Here is a 17,809-nt window from a genome sequence, read left to right as displayed (position 1 = left end):
TAAGTAGCCCGACCATTCAAAGGCCCAAACGACCATGGCAATTCGTAAAATTTTAAAAATGGGACACCCTCTCTTAACGCAAACGGCTGAGCTCGTGAAAGCGTTTAATACCGAGTCATTGGATCAACTGATCATCGATCTTAATGATACGATGGAGGCGAACAATGGTGCCGGTTTGGCAGCGCCGCAAATAGGTGAAATGCAACAAGTTGTGATTTTCGGCGTTCAAAAAAATCCCCGCTACCCAGACGCCGAGAGTGTCCCCTACACGGTACTGATTAATCCGGTGATTACGCCGTTGAGTGATGAGATAGAATCTGGCTGGGAAGGTTGCCTATCAATTCCGGGGATGCGCGGCTTAGTTCCTCGTTATACTCACATTCGTTACCAAGGTGTTGCTCCAAACGGTGATCCGATCGATATTGAAGCGAAAGGATTTCATGCTAGAGTCGTACAGCATGAGGTAGACCATCTTTTTGGCACTTTGTATCCAAGACGAATCAAAGACTTGCGATATTTCGGCTTTGAAGATGAACTTTTTCCCTCAGATCAGTCGTAAATAAGGTAAACTTTGACTATTATAAGCTTAGCAATCTATTTCAAGGGGAGATATACATGGAATGGCTAATCGGCTTGGTTGTGGTAGGTGTCACAGCTGCTGTCGCCTACAGTATTGGCAAGCGCCAAGCACCTTCGCACAAAAAAATTGAACAGCTAGAAAACCTTGTCGTTGAGAAGGATCGTGAACTGCAAAATTTTCAGGCAAAGGTCAACCACCACTTTGAAACCTCCGCTGACCTATTCACCCGAGTGACCAACGACTACCAAGAGTTATACAACTATATGGCCAAAAGTTCTGCTCACCTCGGCGGCAGTCAAGCCTTTAAAAATGCACTCGAAAATCAGAGCCAACAACAATACTTGCACGCTCATGCGCATATGGATGACGAGTTTAAAGGCGAAGATACCTTTAGCAATGAAAGCTTTTATCACGCGCATGAATATCGCAATAGTGACGATACGAAAGAGGAAGAAGAAGCCACTAAAATCGATGTCGAGAGTGACAATTCCGCTGACATTATTCACTTAGATAAGCAAAAAGAAAAGTCTGGCGAACCGCCGCTCGATTATGCCGTCAAAGAAAAAGGTGTCATTAATCATAATAGTTTGAACATGGAAAATGTGAAAACCTAATCGAACGAATGAACCGCGCATTCAAAAAACCTCGTTTTACGAGGTTTTTTTTTGCATTTTATAAATCCACGATTGAAAATTTTTTCGGGAACCCTACATAGAGACTTAGAGTCTGAGAATCATTGTCGTATGACACGAAACTGTTTATCAACAAACCAAGGATTTTACTGATGCTCAATAAACAGCTTTTGCTCACCGTATGTCTTTATCTAGGCGTCTCAGCTGCGTGGGCAAGCCTTCCAACTCAAGTAAACGACCAAGCCTTGCCGAGCCTAGCGCCAATGCTCCAAAAAGCCAACCCGGCAGTGGTTAATATCGCGACGACAGCAACCATAGAAACGCCGTATATGCGAGATCCCGTGTTTGGATACTTAATTCCACCACAACGCCAAAGACAAGCCAACAGCCTTGGCTCAGGCGTCATCATTGATGCTCAAATGGGACTCATTCTCACGAATCATCATGTCATTCGCGGTGCCGATGAAATCCAAATTTCTCTCGAAGATGGCCGTGAGTTTGAAGCCAAGTTAGTCGGCTCAGATGAAAAAACCGACGTCGCCTTACTCTCCATCAATGCAGACAACTTAACCGCGATACCTCTTGGAAATTCCGATGCTCTGCAAGTCGGCGATTTCGTGGTGGCAATAGGTAACCCATTCAGTCTCGGGCACAGCGTAACCTCGGGTATTGTCAGTGCCAAAGGTCGCTCTGGTCTTGGCATTGAAGAATACGAAGACTTTATTCAGACCGATGCGGCGATCAACCCAGGCAATTCCGGGGGAGCACTGGTGAACTTGCGTGGTGAACTCGTCGGAATCAATACCGCTATTCTCGGACCTAAAGGCAACATTGGAATTGGTTTCGCCATTCCAATTAATCTTGCGCAAACCATTACCCAGCATTTGGTTGACTATGGCGAAGTTCGTCGCGGGATCCTCGGGGTTTCGGTGCAAGAACTGACACCAAGCTTAGCCAGAGCACTCGATGTAACCAAAGGAAATGGCGTTGTTGTCACCGAAGTCGTCTCAGGTTCTTCGGCAGCCGATGCGGGCATCCAAACCACCGACATCATTGTTTCGGTGAATGGCCGTAAACTAAAAACCGCTGCCGATTTACTCAACCAAGAAGGGCTGTTGCCGGCAGGGAGTCGAATTGAGTTACAAATTTTGCGCGATGGAAAGAGTTCGACCGTCAGCTTAGTCTTGCAAGAACCAGAGCTGGTCGTGCGCAAAGGAGAAACGCTTCATCCCCTTCTCGACGGCATCGAGTTGACGGTGCAAAAAGGCGCCAGCTCTGATCAAGGTGTGACCGTCAGTCAAGTAGAGCGCCGCTCTCGAGCTGCCTATTTTGGATTAAGACAAGGCGATAGAATTGTCGCGGTGGGTCGGTTTAGAACAGGGAATCTTGATCAACTCGCCCAAATTCTTAGCAAAGCCGGTCGAGCATTACCGCTGACGGTTATGCGTGGAAAAGAGCAGTTTTTGATCGTCATTCGATAATTCCTCTTCAAATAAAGCCGACGGTTTCAAATTTCACCGTTGGCTTTATTTGTTATCCAGCTCAACTCAGGTACTATGCGGTATCTTATTATTTATTGGCTGCTGTTAGTGAAATTTTGGTTTAAATACATATCAATTGGGCTTATCGCCGCACTGGTTTACCTATTACTATGGTCCGATGCTCCGGTTAGTTTTGAGTTACGACAGTGGCTGGCCAATCGACTGGTCTTTTCGGTTCAACCACAACCGACACTAGAACCTAAAATTGATTCAGTTCTGCAAGCCAGTTACGCCGATGAAATTGCACAAACCGCCGCAGCCGTGGTCAGTATTCAAACCGTCTTTAATAAAGGCACTTTATCCAAGAACCCTAACCCAACCAGTTTAGACGACCAATATCTTGTCAATGTCGGTCTAAATGTTGGCTCAGGCGTTATCATTGACTCTCGAGGCTATGTCGTCACCAACTACCACGTGATTCACAATGCAGATTCCATCAAGGTTCAACTCTCCGATGGACGCCAGAAAATTGCGAGTGTGATCGGCAGTGATCCCAATACTGACTTAGCCTTATTATTCATTGATCTTGAAAACCTGCCGACTCCAAGAACCAATGAACAAAGACAGGTTAGAGCCGGCGATATTGTGTTTGCAATCGGCAATCCGTATGGACAATTTGATCAGACAGTGACCATGGGAATTGTTTCAGCGACTCGCTCGGTTCGCACCGACTTTCCAATTTATCAAATTGATGCGGCCATTCATCCTGGCAATTCGGGAGGCGCATTGATCAACGCCTACGGTGAATTGATTGGAATCACTGCGCAACAATTAGCAACCCGAAATGAAAGCGCGGCACAAACCGGCATAGGATTCAGCATTCCTTATCCGGTCGTAAAAAGCATCGTCGATGATTTGATGGACGATGGAAAAATTAGCCGTGCTTGGGTTGGATTTCGAGGCGGAATATTAAATGAGCGTGGCCATCAAGCTTTCGCACCACCGCAGAGCAATTTTGGTGAAGGAATCGCGGTCACTAGTGTTGAGGCCGGAGGCCCAGCGGCAACCGCAGGGCTAGAGCCTGGGGACTTTATCACTCATATTAATGACATTTTAATTACTTCACCCAATCAAGCCTTTGAAATCATTTCCAATGCGAAGCCGGGAGACAGCATGAACTTTACCCTCTTTCGTCAAAAGGAAGAAATGCATTTGAGCTTGACCGTGAGCGAAGCGCCGAGAGTGCGTCAATAACTTTCACGGCAGTGAAAATTAAGCCATAAAAAAAGCCGCAGTCGCGGCTTTTTTTTATGGTTCGAGAACAAGATAAAGCCGATTAAACTCTGCCTTATCTTTGCAGTCGTTAAGACGGAATTCGACGAATTTTCGCCCCCATTAACTGCAACTTCTCTTCGATACATTCATAGCCACGATCGATATGATAAATACGGTCAACGATGGTGTCGTCTTGAGCAACCAGTCCAGCGAGCACTAAACTTGCCGATGCACGTAAATCCGTTGCCATCACTTGTGCACCTTTCAAACCTTCTACCCCTTTCGTGAATGCGGTATTTCCTTCGATTTTCATATCAGCGCCCATACGACACATTTCAGGAACGTGCATAAAACGATTTTCAAAAATGGTTTCTGTTATTGTTCCTGCACCCTCGGCAATTGCATTTAGTGCGGTGAATTGCGCCTGCATATCGGTAGGAAATCCAGGATAAGGCGCCGTTTTGATATTCACCGCTTTTGGTCGACGCCCTTCCATATCCAACTCAATCCAATCATCACCGGTCGTGATTTTCGCGCCCGCTTCTTCTAATTTTGCGAGAACAGAATCTAAAATTTTAGGATCAGTGTCTTTAACCTTAACTCGGCCGCTGGTAATTGCCGCAGCAATCAAATAGGTGCCGGTTTCAATACGATCTGGCAACACATTGTAATGAGTACCTTGTAAGCGCTCGACACCATCGATAACAAGCTTATCGCTACCAATACCTGAAATTTTAGCGCCCATAGAATTTAAGCAGTGAGCTAAATCAACGACTTCAGGTTCTCGAGCGGCATTTTCAATAATGGTCTGCCCTTCGGCCAACGTCGCGGCCATTAAGATGTTTTCAGTGCCCGTCACGCTGACTAAATCCATAAAAATATGGGCGCCTTTTAGACGTCCGTTACTCCGAGCTTTAATATAGCCACCTTCAACGGTGATTTCGGCGCCCATTGCCTCAAGCCCTTTAATATGAAGGTCAACAGGACGAGTCCCGATGGCACAGCCACCCGGCAGCGATACGTCGGCTTGACCATACCGCGCCACTAATGGTCCTAAAACCAAAATCGATGCGCGCATGGTTTTAACCAGCTCATAAGGTGCTTCAAAACTGTTTATTGTGCTGGTATCAATTTCAACGTTTAATTTTTCGTCAATGGTTAAGCTACATCCCATACGACCAATCAATTCAATGGTCGTGGTCACGTCGTGTAAATGAGGGACGTTTCCTACGGCGGTTTTACCATCTGCCAATAAAGTCGACATTAATATAGGCAAAGCGGCATTTTTTGCCCCAGAAATTCGAATTTCACCTGACAAGGGTTTTCCGCCAGATATCAATAACTTATCCATTAAATGCTCCGATAAATATTATTCTTGTAGGGTTAAAAACCCACTAACCTAAATTGAAAGCGCTCGCTTTCGCCCACTCTTCAGGGGTATAAGTTTCAATGGATAACGCATGAATCGCACCACTTTTGATGTGCTCATTCAATACTTGATATACCATTTGTTGCTTCTTAACTGGGCGCTGCCCAGCAAACACTTCTGCCACAATGCGCACCTTAAAATGGCTACCATCGCTGTCTGCAGCGATCTCGGCCCCTTCAAATGCCTCATTTAAAAGCGTTTTAATTTCTTCAGGAGTCATGACGTTGCCTTATGGTTACTGACCAGAAAAAAGACCGCAATTCTGACTGAAGCCGTTGTGAGTGTCCAGCCAGCGCAGAAAATTAACCTCCTTATTTTACTATATTTCACGTCAAGCGCCGCATTAACTGCAAAACTTTGTCACGATTTAAACAAGTATTTCCATAATTTCTGGCGTACAATCTCTCGTGATGAAGACAAATAAATTTAAAAATTCCTTGATTCCTTACCTCTATCCCCCTTTAATAGGCGGCTTTGCCAGATTTCAGGTGATTTAACACTCTATGATGTTTCAATATTTCGCGCTTGTCGTGTCCGGAATTGCTTTGCTCGTATGGAGCGCCGATAGGTTTACCGATGGTGCCGCAGCTTTCGCTCGTAACCTTGGTGTAAGCCCTCTCATCGTCGGCCTCACCATCGTTGCCATCGGCTCGTCAGCACCTGAAATATTCATCTCTTTAAACGCTTCTTTATCCAACAATCCTGAAATTGGGCTGGGCAACGCCATTGGCTCGAACATCACCAACATCGCCTTTGTACTTGGTATTTCAGCATTAATTAAGCCGCTTCATGTTGAGTCTGGCACGATTAAGCGTGAGTTTCCGGTACTACTCGGTATTACTCTTTGGGCTTCATTTTTGCTCCTCGACGGTGATCTCACGGCTATGGAATCCTGGCCTCTCATTGTTGGACTAACCATCTATGTTGGCTGGCTCATTCGTGTCGGAATGAAAACTCGCGTCCGCCAAGATTTAATGCTGCAAGAAATCGTCGATGAGTTACCCGATACGATGACCAATTCAAGAGCAGTGATGTGGATCGTGATCGGTATGGTGCTACTGCAAGTCAGCTCGAAAATGCTGGTTTATGGAGCCTCGAACATCGCCGCACATTTTGGAATCAGTGACTTAATCATTGGTTCAACCATTATCGCCATTGGCACCAGTTTGCCTGAATTAGCAGCATCGGTTGCCGGTGTTCTTAAAGATGAAGATGAAATGGCTTTAGGTAACGTCATTGGTTCGAATATCTTCAATTTACTCGCAGTCATGAGTTTGCCCGGTATCATTATCGGTATCGAGTTCCACAATAATACCGATAATGTATTGTACCTAAACGTGCTGCCGATGATTGGACTAACGCTTGCCATGGGTATCATGGGCTACGGCTTTGCCGGTAAAAAAGGCCACATCAACCGGATTGAAGGCGGACTTTTAGTCGGTGCATTTATCGCGTGGCTGGCCATGTCAGCGTTAGCCGAGCTCGGACGAATCTAGTTTCCTTAGCATTCATCAACGATTGTCACGGATAAACCGCGCAACTGAGCAAAGTTTTCGTTATAATCCAACGATTTAGTCAAGCAACGAGATTGCCATGCAAGACCCTAAACATTTGATCGATTTGGGACTTTCTGTCCTGACCATCGAGATTGCAGCACTAGAAAAGTTGCGCCACTCAATCAATCAACAATTTGCTGAGGCCTGCCAGATCCTACTCGCCTGTCAAGGTCGTGTCGTGGTCACAGGCATGGGAAAATCGGGGCATATTGGCAACAAAATCGCAGCAACTTTGGCCAGCACAGGCACGCCTTCCTTCTTCGTTCACCCTGGAGAAGCCAGTCATGGCGATCTCGGAATGATCACCCGCGGCGATGTCGTGCTAGCACTATCAAACTCCGGTGAAACCGAAGAAATAACCGCCATATTGCCGGTTATTAAGCGTAAAAATGTGCCTCTAATCAGTATGACCGGCAACCCAAATTCTACGCTTGCTCAACTAGCCGATGTCAACCTTGACACCAGTGTCGAGCAAGAAGCCTGTACACTCAATTTGGCCCCAACGGCTTCAACGACCTCTGCTCTAGTCATGGGTGATGCATTGGCCATAACCTTACTCGATGCGCGCGGCTTCAGCCCCGATGACTTTGCATTATCTCACCCAGGCGGCAGCTTGGGCCGCAAACTGCTACTTAAAGTCAGCGATATTATGCATAAAAATGGCGAGGTCCCCTGCGTCAGTGAAGACTTATTGCTTAAACAAGCCTTGTTAGAAATGACCCAGAAACGACTGGGCATGACCGCTGTTGTTACCACAGATAACGAATTACTAGGCGTGTTTACTGACGGTGATTTACGCCGTTCTATTGAACGCAACGTCGACTTTACCACATCGACCATCGGTGACTTGATGACTCGCAACTGCTTTACTATTGAACCGGATATGCTGGCGGTAGAAGCGGTGCAAATTATGGAACAAAAATCAGTGAATGCTTTGATCGTGACCGATGAAAATAACAAAGTCGTTGGCGCACTCAACATGCACGATTTACTGAAAGCCGGAGTCGTTTAATGTCAAACCAAGACTACTCTTCAGAATTACTCTCTCGCGCCGCAAAGATTCAGCTTTTAATCATGGATGTAGATGGTGTGTTAAGCGATGGCAAAGTCTATTACACCAATGGCGGCGAAGAAATAAAGAACTTCAATATTAAAGACGGCTTGGGTATTAAGCTCCTACATCAAAACCACATCAAAACCGCAATCATTACCGGACGCCAATCGGACATTGTTGCGCGTCGAGCAGCAGAGCTAGGTATTACTAGTGTGTTTCAAGGCAAAAGCAATAAGCGCGATGCTTTCCAGCAGCTGCTTGAGCAACATCAGCTTGAGCCATCTCAAGTCGCGCACGTGGGTGATGATTTGCCAGATCTTCCTTTAATGCAGCTCGCTGGCCTCGGCATTGCGGTAAGCGACGCTAACTGGTTTGTAAAACACAACGCCGACTGGACAACCCCAAGCGCAGGAGGACAAGGAGCCGTTCGAGACATTGCCGAACTACTGCTCAGCAGCCGCAACCTTCTAGAGCAAGTTTACCAAGACTACTTAACGCCATGAGAATTCGTCGTCGCCATACGCCTTATATACTCACCGCCTTGGTTGCGGTCATTTTTTTGGTGAACTATCTGCGCTCGCCAAATAGTCAGCCGTCTGACTCTCAACTATCTGAGCACGTCGTCATTCAACAGTTCAGTCAAAAACAGTTCGATGAAAACGGAATACTGGTGCACCGTGTCGAGGCGGCGACGGCTGAAGTGAATGACCACCAAATGGAGTTAACCCAGCCTGTACTTGAGACCCTACACCAACAAATCAGTTGGAGAATATCTGCAGCCCGCGCATCGAGCCAGGACCACCTAAAGCATATTCAATTTTCCGAACAGGTTGAGATCCGCCAACCACAACAACAAGCATTATCGTTAACGACTGAATCGCTGAGCTATGATGTTGCGCAAAAGCGCTTACTTTCGAACCAACCAGTACTATTAAAAGATCAGTTTGACACTCTCACTGCCAATCGATTGATGTTAGACATCACCAGTCTCGACATTGAATTAAGTGATGGAGTATCAGGGACTCAACATGACAACAAATAACTTGTTATCACCGCTTATTGTCGGTTGCCTATTATTTGCGAGTACTAGTCCAAGTTACGCATTAAAAAGCTGTCAAGACAATCAGTTTTCCGCCCAGTCAATGAAGCGCTCGCAAGGTAAAACCATTGCCTCGGGTAATGTTGAGTTATGCACACCAGAGTTTTCAATCGAAGCCGACTACCTTGAGCAGCAGGTCAACGCTCAGGGCAAAACATTGATGGCAAAAGGAGCGCCTCTCAAGCTCTATCAAGCCGATGCTGGCATTGCAGCGTCAGTCGCACGACTTGAGTATCAATCGGCACTACTAAGACTGACTTTTTATAAGGTTACTGAGTTGGTTTATCAACGTGATTTAAACCAACAGATCGCCATTAGTGCTGACAGCATTGACTATCAATTCAAGACCGAACAAACCAGTGCGGAAAAATCCAATATTGCTTCCTCGACAAAAATTGTTCCTTCATTGATGGACATCGTTGGCTCGCCCTTGCGAATGACGATCACTCAGTCAAACAAACCCGCCATTACATTAATGGCAAACGCTACCGCTTTCGACTTTAAAACAGAAACGCTTACGCTGAGCGGAAATGTGATCATTCAACAACCACAACAAGCGATTTACGCCGATACTCTGATTTATCGAATCAGCGATGGCTCTTGGGAAGCGCCGTCAAATAGCCAACAACGAATTAAAATTGTCGACACATCACAGGTGCAACCATGAGTGAACTCACTGCCGCTAACCTTGCCAAAGCTTACAAAGGTCGACAAGTTGTCAAAGACGTTTCATTAAAGGTTGGAAAAGGACAAATTGTCGGCTTATTAGGTCCCAATGGAGCCGGTAAAACCACGTCTTTTTACATGATTGTCGGCTTGGTACCGCAAGACAGCGGTAAAATTACACTGAATGGCCAAGATATTTCACAAACCGCCATGCACGAACGGGCTAAGCTTGGACTTGGCTACTTACCGCAGGAGCCATCGGTTTTTCGAAAATTAAGCGTTGCAGACAATATTATGTCGGTACTGGAGCTTCGCACTGAACTGACGCAGGAACAGCGACAACAAGAAATGGAAAAGCTGTTGGGCGAATTTCAAATTGAGCACATTAAATCCAGTCTAGGTATGAGTTTGTCCGGAGGTGAGCGACGGCGCGTTGAAATCGCTCGGGCACTGGCCAATAACCCTCAATATATCTTGTTGGATGAACCTTTTGCTGGTGTCGACCCTATCTCAATTAATGAAATAAAACACATCATTGAGCAACTCAAACAACGTGGACTGGGCGTCTTAATCACTGATCACCATGTTCGCGAAACCCTGTCAGTGTGTGAACGAGCCTATATTGTAAGTGCCGGAGAGTTAATTGCAGCGGGCACTTCTGAACAGGTTCTTAATGATCCGACGGTTAAGAAAGTTTATTTAGGCGATGAGTTCAATTTATAACCATTGGTTATAGTTTAAACAGCATAATACCGCCAAATGATGGTTCAGTTTAAAAAACTATTGCGAGCAAGTGATTGAAAAATTTAAACTTAGCCCTAATGATTAATTTAAAGCAGATTATTAGAACGAAATTTGCGGTCAAACTTGACCAGTATTGCTATCATTAACAGTAAGACTCAAGAAAGAGCGACAAACGCATCAGTGTTAGTACAAAGAACTGAGCAAGCAAATAACACAGCAGACGGCCCAGAGAACGACCTGGTTAAACCTGTCTTAATAGCACCACACGAAAGCCTTGCATAACATTGATAACGAATAAATTTTAACGGCAACCATGGCTAAAACTATTACTCAATGAAGCCTTCTTTACAGCTTAAAATCGGTCAAAGTCTCACCATGACGCCACAGTTGCAGCAGGCGATACGGCTATTGCAACTCTCCAGTCTTGACCTACAAAATGAAATTCAAGAAGCGTTAGAGTCTAACCCTATGCTTGACGCAAATGACGAGCTTGATAACGATTCAGAAAAGCCCAATGGTGAAGCAAATAAAGAAACCGACAGCTCAGAGATCGAAACCTCGGATGCGCTAAAGAACGAATCGTTAGAAAAAGAGCTGGCCGTCGATACGCAGTGGGAAGACTGGCAATATACGCCGCCCTCAAGTGGTGGCCGCAGCGATGACGATCGCGAATTCGAATATCAAGGTGAAACCTCCGAGTCGTTGCATGACCATTTAATTTGGCAATTGACGATGACGCCGCTCTCAGACCGCGACAAAGCCATCGCCTATGTTTTAATTGATGAAATCGATGAAGAAGGTTATCTGCGTACGCCGTTAGAAGAAGTAATCGCCTTACTTAACGACGATGATAACGAAGACCTAGAAGAACAAGTCGAAATAGAAGAAGTTGCCGCCGTTTTGCACTTAATCCAATCGTTTGATCCGATTGGTGTCGCCGCCAGAAACCTGCACGAATGTTTGCAGTTGCAACTCAATCAATTCAGTGACGACATACCTTTTTGGGCCGAGGCGAAAGAGTTAGTCGATGAGCACTTTGAAGCCTTAGCGAGCCGCAATTACAAGCAAATATTACGTCAAACCAAATGGCCTGAAGACTTTCTCAAAGAAGTCGTGGCATTCGTTCAGCGGCTGAACCCTAGACCGGGAAGCTCGATTTCTTCGTCTCATTCGGAATACGTTGTTCCGGATGTTTTTGTAAGCAAGAAGAATGACCGCTGGAGCGTCGAACTAAATCCTGATTGTGCGCCAAAACTGCGCATTAATGCTGACTACGCCTCGTTAATAAAACGCGCTGATAGCAGTAGCGACAACACCTTTTTGAAGAACAACTTACAAGAAGCTAAATGGTTTATTAAAAGCCTGCAAAGTCGAAATGAAACATTACTCAAAGTCGCCACCAGTATCGTTGAAAAGCAATTAGCCTTTTTCGAATATGGCGAGGAAGCGATGAAGCCCTTGGTGCTCTCGGATATTGCAGAAGAAGTAGAGATGCACGAATCAACGGTTTCTCGCGTAACCACTCAAAAATTCATGCACACGCCGCGAGGCATTTTTGAGCTTAAGTACTTTTTCTCGAGCCATGTAAGTACTGCTAGTGGTGGTGAGTGCTCTTCGACGGCCATCCGAGCCTTGATCAAAAAGCTGATTGCTGCCGAAAACAACGCAAAACCGCTGAGCGATAATAAAATTGCAGCTTTGCTAAAGGATCAAGGCATCAACGTGGCACGTCGAACCATTGCAAAATATCGAGAAGCTATGAATATTCCACCATCAAATGAACGAAAATCTTTGATTTAAGTCAAAACAAAAGGCACATATTGAGTAACAATAAAGACTACGAAAACAGATACGCTCACGTATAATCCAATCGATTGTTACGTGATAATGATAATTTCTCCACAATAGAAGGAAGTTGACTATGCAAATTAATTTGACCGGTCACCACGTCGATATCACAGACTCTCTACGAAACTTTGTTCATGAGAAGTTTGAGAAATTGGAGCGGCATTTTGATCACATTAATAATGTCCACGTGATTTTGAGTGTTGAGAAATTAAGGCAAATTGCAGAAGCAAAGCTAAACGTGAACGGTGGTGAAATTTTCGCTAACTCTGAAAATGAAGATATGTATGCGGCCATCGACTCCCTCATTGATAAGCTTGATCGACAAGTCATCAAGCACAAGGAAAAAATGATCCGACACTGACTATGAACCTACTTAGTTGTCTAAACCCTGAGCGCACTTTGGTGTGTGCTCAGGTCTCGAGTAAAAAACGAGCCTTTGAAATTCTCAGCGAAACCCTGTCGAGCTCTTGTCAATCTTTATCTGAACAGCAGGTCCTCGACAGTTTATTTAACCGCGAACGACTCGGCTCAACCGCCCTAGGCAAAGGTATCGCCATTCCTCACGGTCGCTGCAATGGTTGTGATAAAGCTGTCTGCGCCATACTCATGCTCGAAGAAGGTGTTGATTACGATGCACCAGACAAGCAACCTGTGGATATATTGTTCGCGGTTTTAGTGCCTGAAAAAGCACACGATGAACATTTAAAAACGCTTTCCTCCATCGCCAACCTACTCAAGTCTGATTCATTCTGTCGCCAACTGCGCAACGCATACAATAACCAAGCGCTGTATGATATAGTCGTCGCAGGCCTTAAAAAAACAGAACAAGTCGAATAATATGAAACGCGTTATTCTCAGTGGACGATCAGGCTCGGGGAAAACCGTCGCCTTGCGTTCATTAGAGGACCAAGGGTTCTACTGTGTCGACAACATTCCCTTGTCATTGATTCCACAATTAGTCGATACCTTCGAGGTGAAGCATCAAGATCTTGCTTTAGGCATTGACGCGCGCAGTTTCCCGTCAGACTTAGAGAAATTTACCGACATTCTTGAGCAAATTGGGCAAAAAGGTGAAAAGTTTCAAGTCTTCTATATCGATGCCGACGATGCGACTTTACTCAAGCGATTCAGTGAAACCCGCCGTCGTCACCCCTTAACCCAAAGCGGCTATACTCTCAAAGAAGCACTGGCGAAAGAACGCGAATTGCTCGAACCCGTAGCACTCAGTGCCGACCTCTTGGTCGACACCACATCAATGACACCCTATGCGCTACGCGACTTTATTAAAGAGCGCATTTTGGTGAATCATAAAGCGCAAATGGACGTTACTTTCCAGTCATTTGGCTTTAAAAATGGTATTCCAACCGACGCAGACTACGTCTTCGACGTACGCTGTCTGCCCAATCCATATTGGGATCCACAACTGAGAGAATTCAATGGGAAAGACCAACCCATCATCGATTATCTTGAAAGCCAACCGTTGGTCATGGAACTTTTTTGGCAATTAAAAGTATTGCTGCATACTTGGTTGCCACGTTTCGAACAGGACAATCGCAGTTATATGACGGTGGCGATTGGTTGCACTGGCGGGCATCACCGCAGTGTTTTTATGGCCGAGAAACTGGCATCGCATTTTCGCAAAGAACGTCCGAATACGAAAGTCACTCATCGTGACTTAAAACACTAGGGTAACCGTTCATGGGAAACTTATCGGTCTTGATACTGTCTCGTTCAATGGCTGGAAAAGAGCTTCTTGGCGTGGTTCGAAAGCGAGTGGGCTCGATGAATATCGATTGTCATACCTTAACCTTCAACCCAGACGCCACCGATAATATCGTGTTCCCTCACATTTCAGGACGCATTCGAAACATCAACAAAGGCCGTGGTGTTATTGTTTTAGTTGATAGTGATGCGACTCACCAAACGTTATTACAGCGGTTAGCTGATGAATGTCCCGCCATCGTGGTCTCTGGATTTAATGACGCGATGCTCGATGCCATTCGCCACTGTGAAGCACTCGATTTAGAACAAGCGGCGGATTTGCTCGCTGATGCTGCTCGAGCCGCGATTAAGACCTATCAGAAACATGATTAAACAACACTGCACCATAATCAACGCTAAAGGAATGCATGCGCGAGCGGCTGCCGAGGTGGTAAAGCTGGTTAATCAATTCGAATCGACCATCACCATAGAACACGAAGGCCGCGAAGTCCCGGCGGACAGTCTTATTCATCTGTTAACCCTGGCAGCGAATTGCGGCAAACAAATTCAAATTACCGCACACGGGCATGATGAACAACAAGCCATCGCAGCATTGAGTCAGTTAATTGTGGATGGATTCTACGAAAAACCCTGATTTACCGTCGACTAAATTGCTAGAAAAGCTATAATGTATAGCAGCTAACTTATTGCTATTTTTAACTTTTTTGTAGCAAGCTCGGATTTCAACGTATAGCCAGATTTTAAGCAACGACGGGACAGGCATGGTCGAAACTTACGAACAAGAACAAAATGTCGACAAAATTCAGCAATTGAATGAAGCCCTCGACAGCGGTATGTTCGTGCACGTTCGAATGATGCTTAACGACATGCCTCCCTCCGATGTCGCTCATTTGCTAGAATCCTCTCCCCCTCGTGCCCGAAACCTTCTATGGAAGCTCGTCAATGTCGAGCGAGAGGGTGACATCCTTAATTATTTGAACGATGAAATTCGAAATAATTTTGTCGATCAAATGGCACCGCAACAACTTGCCCAGGCGCTTGAAGGCCTCGAGATTGATGATTTAGCCGATATTCTCGGCGAATTACCAGAAAGCGTCTATTTAGAAGTTATGGCATCGATGAGCGATCAAGATCGCCATCGCATAGAGGCCGCCTTAGTCTTCCCTGAAGACACCGCTGGCGGCTTGATGAACATCGACACCATCACGGTTCGCCCCAAAGTCACCATTGATGTGGTGTTACGTTACTTACGCATGAAGGGTCTTCCTGATTCAACCGACAGCATCTATGTCGTTGACACGCGCGATCGTCTGTTAGGGGCTGTCAGTCTCGCCACCCTGATCACCAGTCGTCCTGAATCCATTGTTGAGGACGTACTGAATGGCGAAGTTGAAACCATCAATGCTTCAACACCCGCCAATGAAGTCGCACAGATATTCGAACGACGAGACCTATTATCGGCCCCCGTTACCGACGATGAGAACCGGCTACTTGGCCGAATCACCATCGATGACGTGGTCGATGTTATTCGAGAAGAAGCCGAGCATTCATTAATGAGCATGGCCGGCCTTGACGAAACCGATGACACCTTCGCTCCTGTGTGGTCGTCGGCTAAACGCCGTGCCATTTGGTTAGGTATTAATTTACTGACGGTATTGGTTGCCGCACAAGTCATCGGGTTATTTGAAGAGACCATTAAAATTGTCACGGCGCTGGCGATTCTTCAACCGATTGTTCCGAGCATGGGCGGAGTCGCTGGCACACAAACCCTGACACTGGTCATCCGCGGTATGTCTCTTGGCCATGTTGTCGCCGGAAACAGTCGCTGGCTGATTATGAAAGAGCTCGGCGTTAGTTTAATCAATGGCCTGCTATGGGCTCTTTGTGTCGGCACCTTAACTTACTTCTGGTTCAGCTATACCGGACAATCTCTGCTACTTGCCATTGCCATCGCAGGCGCAATGGTGGTCAACCTCGTCGTTGGGGTTTTCGCAGGTGCCACTCTACCAATGACCCTCAAAAAGTTTAATATCGATCCGGCGCTGTCTGGTGGTGTGATACTGACTACCATCACGGACGTCGTAGGATTTTTCACACTTCTTGGGTTCGCAACGTTATTTTTTGCCTAATCTGGCACGTATGCACACCACCAAAAGTGGCTCAATGATAAGCTCAGAAAATGAAGGCTATTAAGTGAGGAAACCAGCGGCGCTAGTTTCCTTTTTTAGAGTCGATGCTTTGAGAATAGATTTTTTTGAGAGTAGATTTTTTCAATGCTGACTATTGTCCGGCAACCGTCATACCGTCAATAATCATTGAACCACTAACAATGGCCGAGCGGAGATCTTGATCCTTGCCAATGCAGCGAATGTTCTGAAGCATTTGCTTTAAGTTGCCGGCAATCGTTACTTCATGCACTGGAAACTGTATAACGCCCTTCTCGACCCAGAAACCCGATGCGCCACGCGAATAGTCACCGGTCACTACATTGACGCCTTGGCCCATTAGGTCAGTCACCAAAAATCCCGTGCCCAGCTCTTGCAGCATGGCATTAAAATCTAAATCTTGATGGCTGATGAATACATTATGTAAACCACCCGCGTTCGCTGTTGTTTGAGTCTGCATTTTTCGCGCAGCATAGCTATTCAAAACATAGCCTTGTAACACGCCGTCTTGAACGATATGTCGAGGATTTGTCGCAACGCCCTCATTATCAAAATAGCTTGAGGCTAAACCACCGATTAAATGCGGACGTTCATCAATTTGAACGAAATCAGGAAACAATTGCTGGCCTTTTGCGTCCACTAAAAAGCTCGCTTTGTTGTAAAGAGCACTGCCACGAATTGCGTTAAGAAAATGTCCGATCACGCCACGAGCCATTTCTGGAGTAAACATAATTGGGGCTTTTTGGGTTTTTAATACCCGTCCGTTTAAATGGCTCAACACTCGCTCAGCAGCTTTCGTCCCTACCACCTGAGCACTCTCTAGCTGTTCAAACTTTCGCCCTAATGTGTACCAATAGTCGCGTTTCATTCCTTGTTCATCTTGCGCGATAAGTACACTGCTCAAACTGTAACGGGTACTACTACTATCGCCAATGAAACCATGGGAATTGGCGTATACGCGCGCATTTCTGTGGGCTGAAATGGAGGTGCTGTCCGATTGATAAATACCCGCGACATCGAGACCGGCCGCTTCACAGTCGAGCACCATTTGTTTCATAACATCGACGCTGACATCGCTAGGATGGTCCAATGACAGGTCTTCAATTTTGGTGGCCATCAACTCGGCATCGGCCAGTCCAGCAAATGGATCGGCTGAGGTATATTTGGCAAAATTGCAGGCCGCCTCAACCGCTTGTTCAATCGCCCGTTGGCTGGTGTCAGTCGTTGATGCAGTGCCCTTTTTTTGGCCAAAGTAAACACTGATTCCAAAGCTGCCATCTTGATTAAACTCAACGGTTTCAATATCTCGAGCCCGCGCTTGCACGGTGATTCCTGTATCTTGACTGACGCCAACTTCTGCTGAGGAGGCGCCTTTACTGGCAGCAAGAGCGAGGATCTGTTCGCATACTTCACGCATATTGACCAGTTTCTCGTCCATGTCGATCACGCTCAAGGCGGTGTTGTCGGTATCTTGCACAGAATCTCCCAATGAAAAAATAGTGAAATTTTCAAATCAAGTCACTAAACTTAACCAATAGTCTGCATAATACCATGCTCC

At 45.9% G+C, this 17,809-nt stretch carries 20 protein-coding genes; 17 read left to right on the top strand and 3 right to left on the bottom strand.

The features are described 5' to 3' along the window. Window positions 1-34: 34 nt before the first annotated feature. The 4 genes from def to Q9312_RS18105 all read left to right on the top strand — a co-directional run bounded on the left by def (window position 35) and on the right by Q9312_RS18105 (window position 3,947). Complete coding sequence (gene def / locus Q9312_RS18120; protein WP_309202266.1) at window positions 35-559, top strand: peptide deformylase; 525 nt, start codon at window positions 35-37, stop codon at window positions 557-559. Window positions 560-615: 56 nt separating this feature from the next. After that, complete coding sequence (locus Q9312_RS18115) at window positions 616-1,194, top strand: ZapG family protein (RefSeq protein ID WP_309202265.1); 579 nt, start codon at window positions 616-618, stop codon at window positions 1,192-1,194. Between the two features lie 170 nt (window positions 1,195-1,364). Beyond that, a complete protein-coding gene (locus tag Q9312_RS18110; RefSeq protein WP_309202264.1) occupies window positions 1,365-2,693 on the top strand; it encodes a Do family serine endopeptidase in 1,329 nt (442 codons plus the stop codon). Window positions 2,694-2,801: 108 nt separating this feature from the next. Next, the gene (locus Q9312_RS18105) at window positions 2,802-3,947 is read left to right on the top strand and encodes a S1C family serine protease (RefSeq protein WP_309202263.1); all 1,146 of its coding nucleotides are present in this window, start codon (window positions 2,802-2,804) and stop codon (window positions 3,945-3,947) included. Between the two features lie 109 nt (window positions 3,948-4,056). On the opposite strand, the gene murA is transcribed toward Q9312_RS18105, so the two are convergent. Further along, window positions 4,057-5,319 carry a UDP-N-acetylglucosamine 1-carboxyvinyltransferase gene (murA, locus tag Q9312_RS18100; RefSeq protein WP_309202262.1) on the bottom strand — a complete coding sequence of 421 codons (1,263 nt, stop codon included), beginning with the start codon at window positions 5,317-5,319 and terminating at the stop codon, window positions 4,057-4,059. A 43-nt stretch (window positions 5,320-5,362) separates the two neighbouring features. Beyond that, window positions 5,363-5,617, bottom strand: a complete 255-nt coding sequence (locus Q9312_RS18095; protein WP_309202261.1) for a BolA family protein — start codon at window positions 5,615-5,617, stop codon at window positions 5,363-5,365. A 283-nt stretch (window positions 5,618-5,900) separates the two neighbouring features. Here Q9312_RS18095 and Q9312_RS18090 point away from each other — a divergent pair, with 283 nt between their 5' ends. The 13 genes from Q9312_RS18090 (at window position 5,901) to mgtE (ending at window position 16,215) form a co-directional block, all read left to right on the top strand. Beyond that, the gene (locus Q9312_RS18090) at window positions 5,901-6,893 is read left to right on the top strand and encodes a calcium/sodium antiporter (RefSeq protein WP_309202260.1); all 993 of its coding nucleotides are present in this window, start codon (window positions 5,901-5,903) and stop codon (window positions 6,891-6,893) included. Between the two features lie 97 nt (window positions 6,894-6,990). Next, the gene (locus Q9312_RS18085; RefSeq protein WP_309202259.1) at window positions 6,991-7,965 is read left to right on the top strand and encodes a KpsF/GutQ family sugar-phosphate isomerase; all 975 of its coding nucleotides are present in this window, start codon (window positions 6,991-6,993) and stop codon (window positions 7,963-7,965) included. Next, window positions 7,965-8,510, top strand: coding sequence for a KdsC family phosphatase (locus tag Q9312_RS18080; RefSeq protein WP_309202258.1), 546 nt, complete (start codon window positions 7,965-7,967; stop codon window positions 8,508-8,510). Before Q9312_RS18085 ends, Q9312_RS18080 begins: the two co-directional genes overlap by 1 nt. Next, entirely contained in the window at window positions 8,507-9,049 is a 543-nt protein-coding gene (gene lptC / locus Q9312_RS18075; RefSeq protein WP_309202257.1) for an LPS export ABC transporter periplasmic protein LptC, read from the top strand. The genes Q9312_RS18080 and lptC overlap by 4 nt, the downstream gene beginning before the upstream one ends. Continuing rightward, window positions 9,036-9,773, top strand: coding sequence for an LptA/OstA family protein (locus tag Q9312_RS18070; RefSeq protein WP_309202256.1), 738 nt, complete (start codon window positions 9,036-9,038; stop codon window positions 9,771-9,773). The genes lptC and Q9312_RS18070 overlap by 14 nt, the downstream gene beginning before the upstream one ends. Then, window positions 9,770-10,495 (top strand): LPS export ABC transporter ATP-binding protein, encoded by a 726-nt coding sequence (gene lptB, locus Q9312_RS18065; protein ID WP_309202255.1) that lies wholly within the window; start codon window positions 9,770-9,772, stop codon window positions 10,493-10,495. The genes Q9312_RS18070 and lptB overlap by 4 nt, the downstream gene beginning before the upstream one ends. A 354-nt stretch (window positions 10,496-10,849) precedes the next feature. Further along, the gene (locus Q9312_RS18060) at window positions 10,850-12,316 is read left to right on the top strand and encodes an RNA polymerase factor sigma-54 (protein WP_309202254.1); all 1,467 of its coding nucleotides are present in this window, start codon (window positions 10,850-10,852) and stop codon (window positions 12,314-12,316) included. A 121-nt stretch (window positions 12,317-12,437) separates the two neighbouring features. Beyond that, complete coding sequence (hpf, locus tag Q9312_RS18055) at window positions 12,438-12,725, top strand: ribosome hibernation promoting factor (protein WP_309202253.1); 288 nt, start codon at window positions 12,438-12,440, stop codon at window positions 12,723-12,725. A gap of 2 nt (window positions 12,726-12,727) precedes the next feature. Next, window positions 12,728-13,201 carry a PTS IIA-like nitrogen regulatory protein PtsN gene (ptsN, locus tag Q9312_RS18050; protein WP_309202252.1) on the top strand — a complete coding sequence of 158 codons (474 nt, stop codon included), beginning with the start codon at window positions 12,728-12,730 and terminating at the stop codon, window positions 13,199-13,201. Window position 13,202: 1 nt separating this feature from the next. Continuing rightward, window positions 13,203-14,051 carry an RNase adapter RapZ gene (rapZ, locus tag Q9312_RS18045; protein WP_309202251.1) on the top strand — a complete coding sequence of 283 codons (849 nt, stop codon included), beginning with the start codon at window positions 13,203-13,205 and terminating at the stop codon, window positions 14,049-14,051. Window positions 14,052-14,062: 11 nt separating this feature from the next. Next, on the top strand, window positions 14,063-14,458 hold the full coding sequence (locus tag Q9312_RS18040; RefSeq protein WP_309202250.1) for a hypothetical protein: 396 nt from the start codon (window positions 14,063-14,065) through the stop codon (window positions 14,456-14,458). Then, window positions 14,451-14,720 (top strand): HPr family phosphocarrier protein, encoded by a 270-nt coding sequence (locus tag Q9312_RS18035; protein WP_309202249.1) that lies wholly within the window; start codon window positions 14,451-14,453, stop codon window positions 14,718-14,720. The genes Q9312_RS18040 and Q9312_RS18035 overlap by 8 nt, the downstream gene beginning before the upstream one ends. A gap of 127 nt (window positions 14,721-14,847) precedes the next feature. After that, window positions 14,848-16,215 (top strand): magnesium transporter, encoded by a 1,368-nt coding sequence (gene mgtE / locus Q9312_RS18030; protein WP_309202248.1) that lies wholly within the window; start codon window positions 14,848-14,850, stop codon window positions 16,213-16,215. Between the two features lie 151 nt (window positions 16,216-16,366). Here the strand turns inward: mgtE and pmbA are convergent, their stop codons facing one another. Continuing rightward, on the bottom strand, window positions 16,367-17,728 hold the full coding sequence (gene pmbA, locus Q9312_RS18025; protein ID WP_309202247.1) for a metalloprotease PmbA: 1,362 nt from the start codon (window positions 17,726-17,728) through the stop codon (window positions 16,367-16,369). Between the last annotated feature and the right edge of the window lie 81 nt (window positions 17,729-17,809).

This window comes from Pleionea litopenaei (assembly GCF_031198435.1).
Lineage (GTDB): Bacteria > Pseudomonadota > Gammaproteobacteria > Enterobacterales > Kangiellaceae > Pleionea > Pleionea litopenaei.
This window is presented reverse-complemented; position numbering and strand designations above follow the sequence as displayed.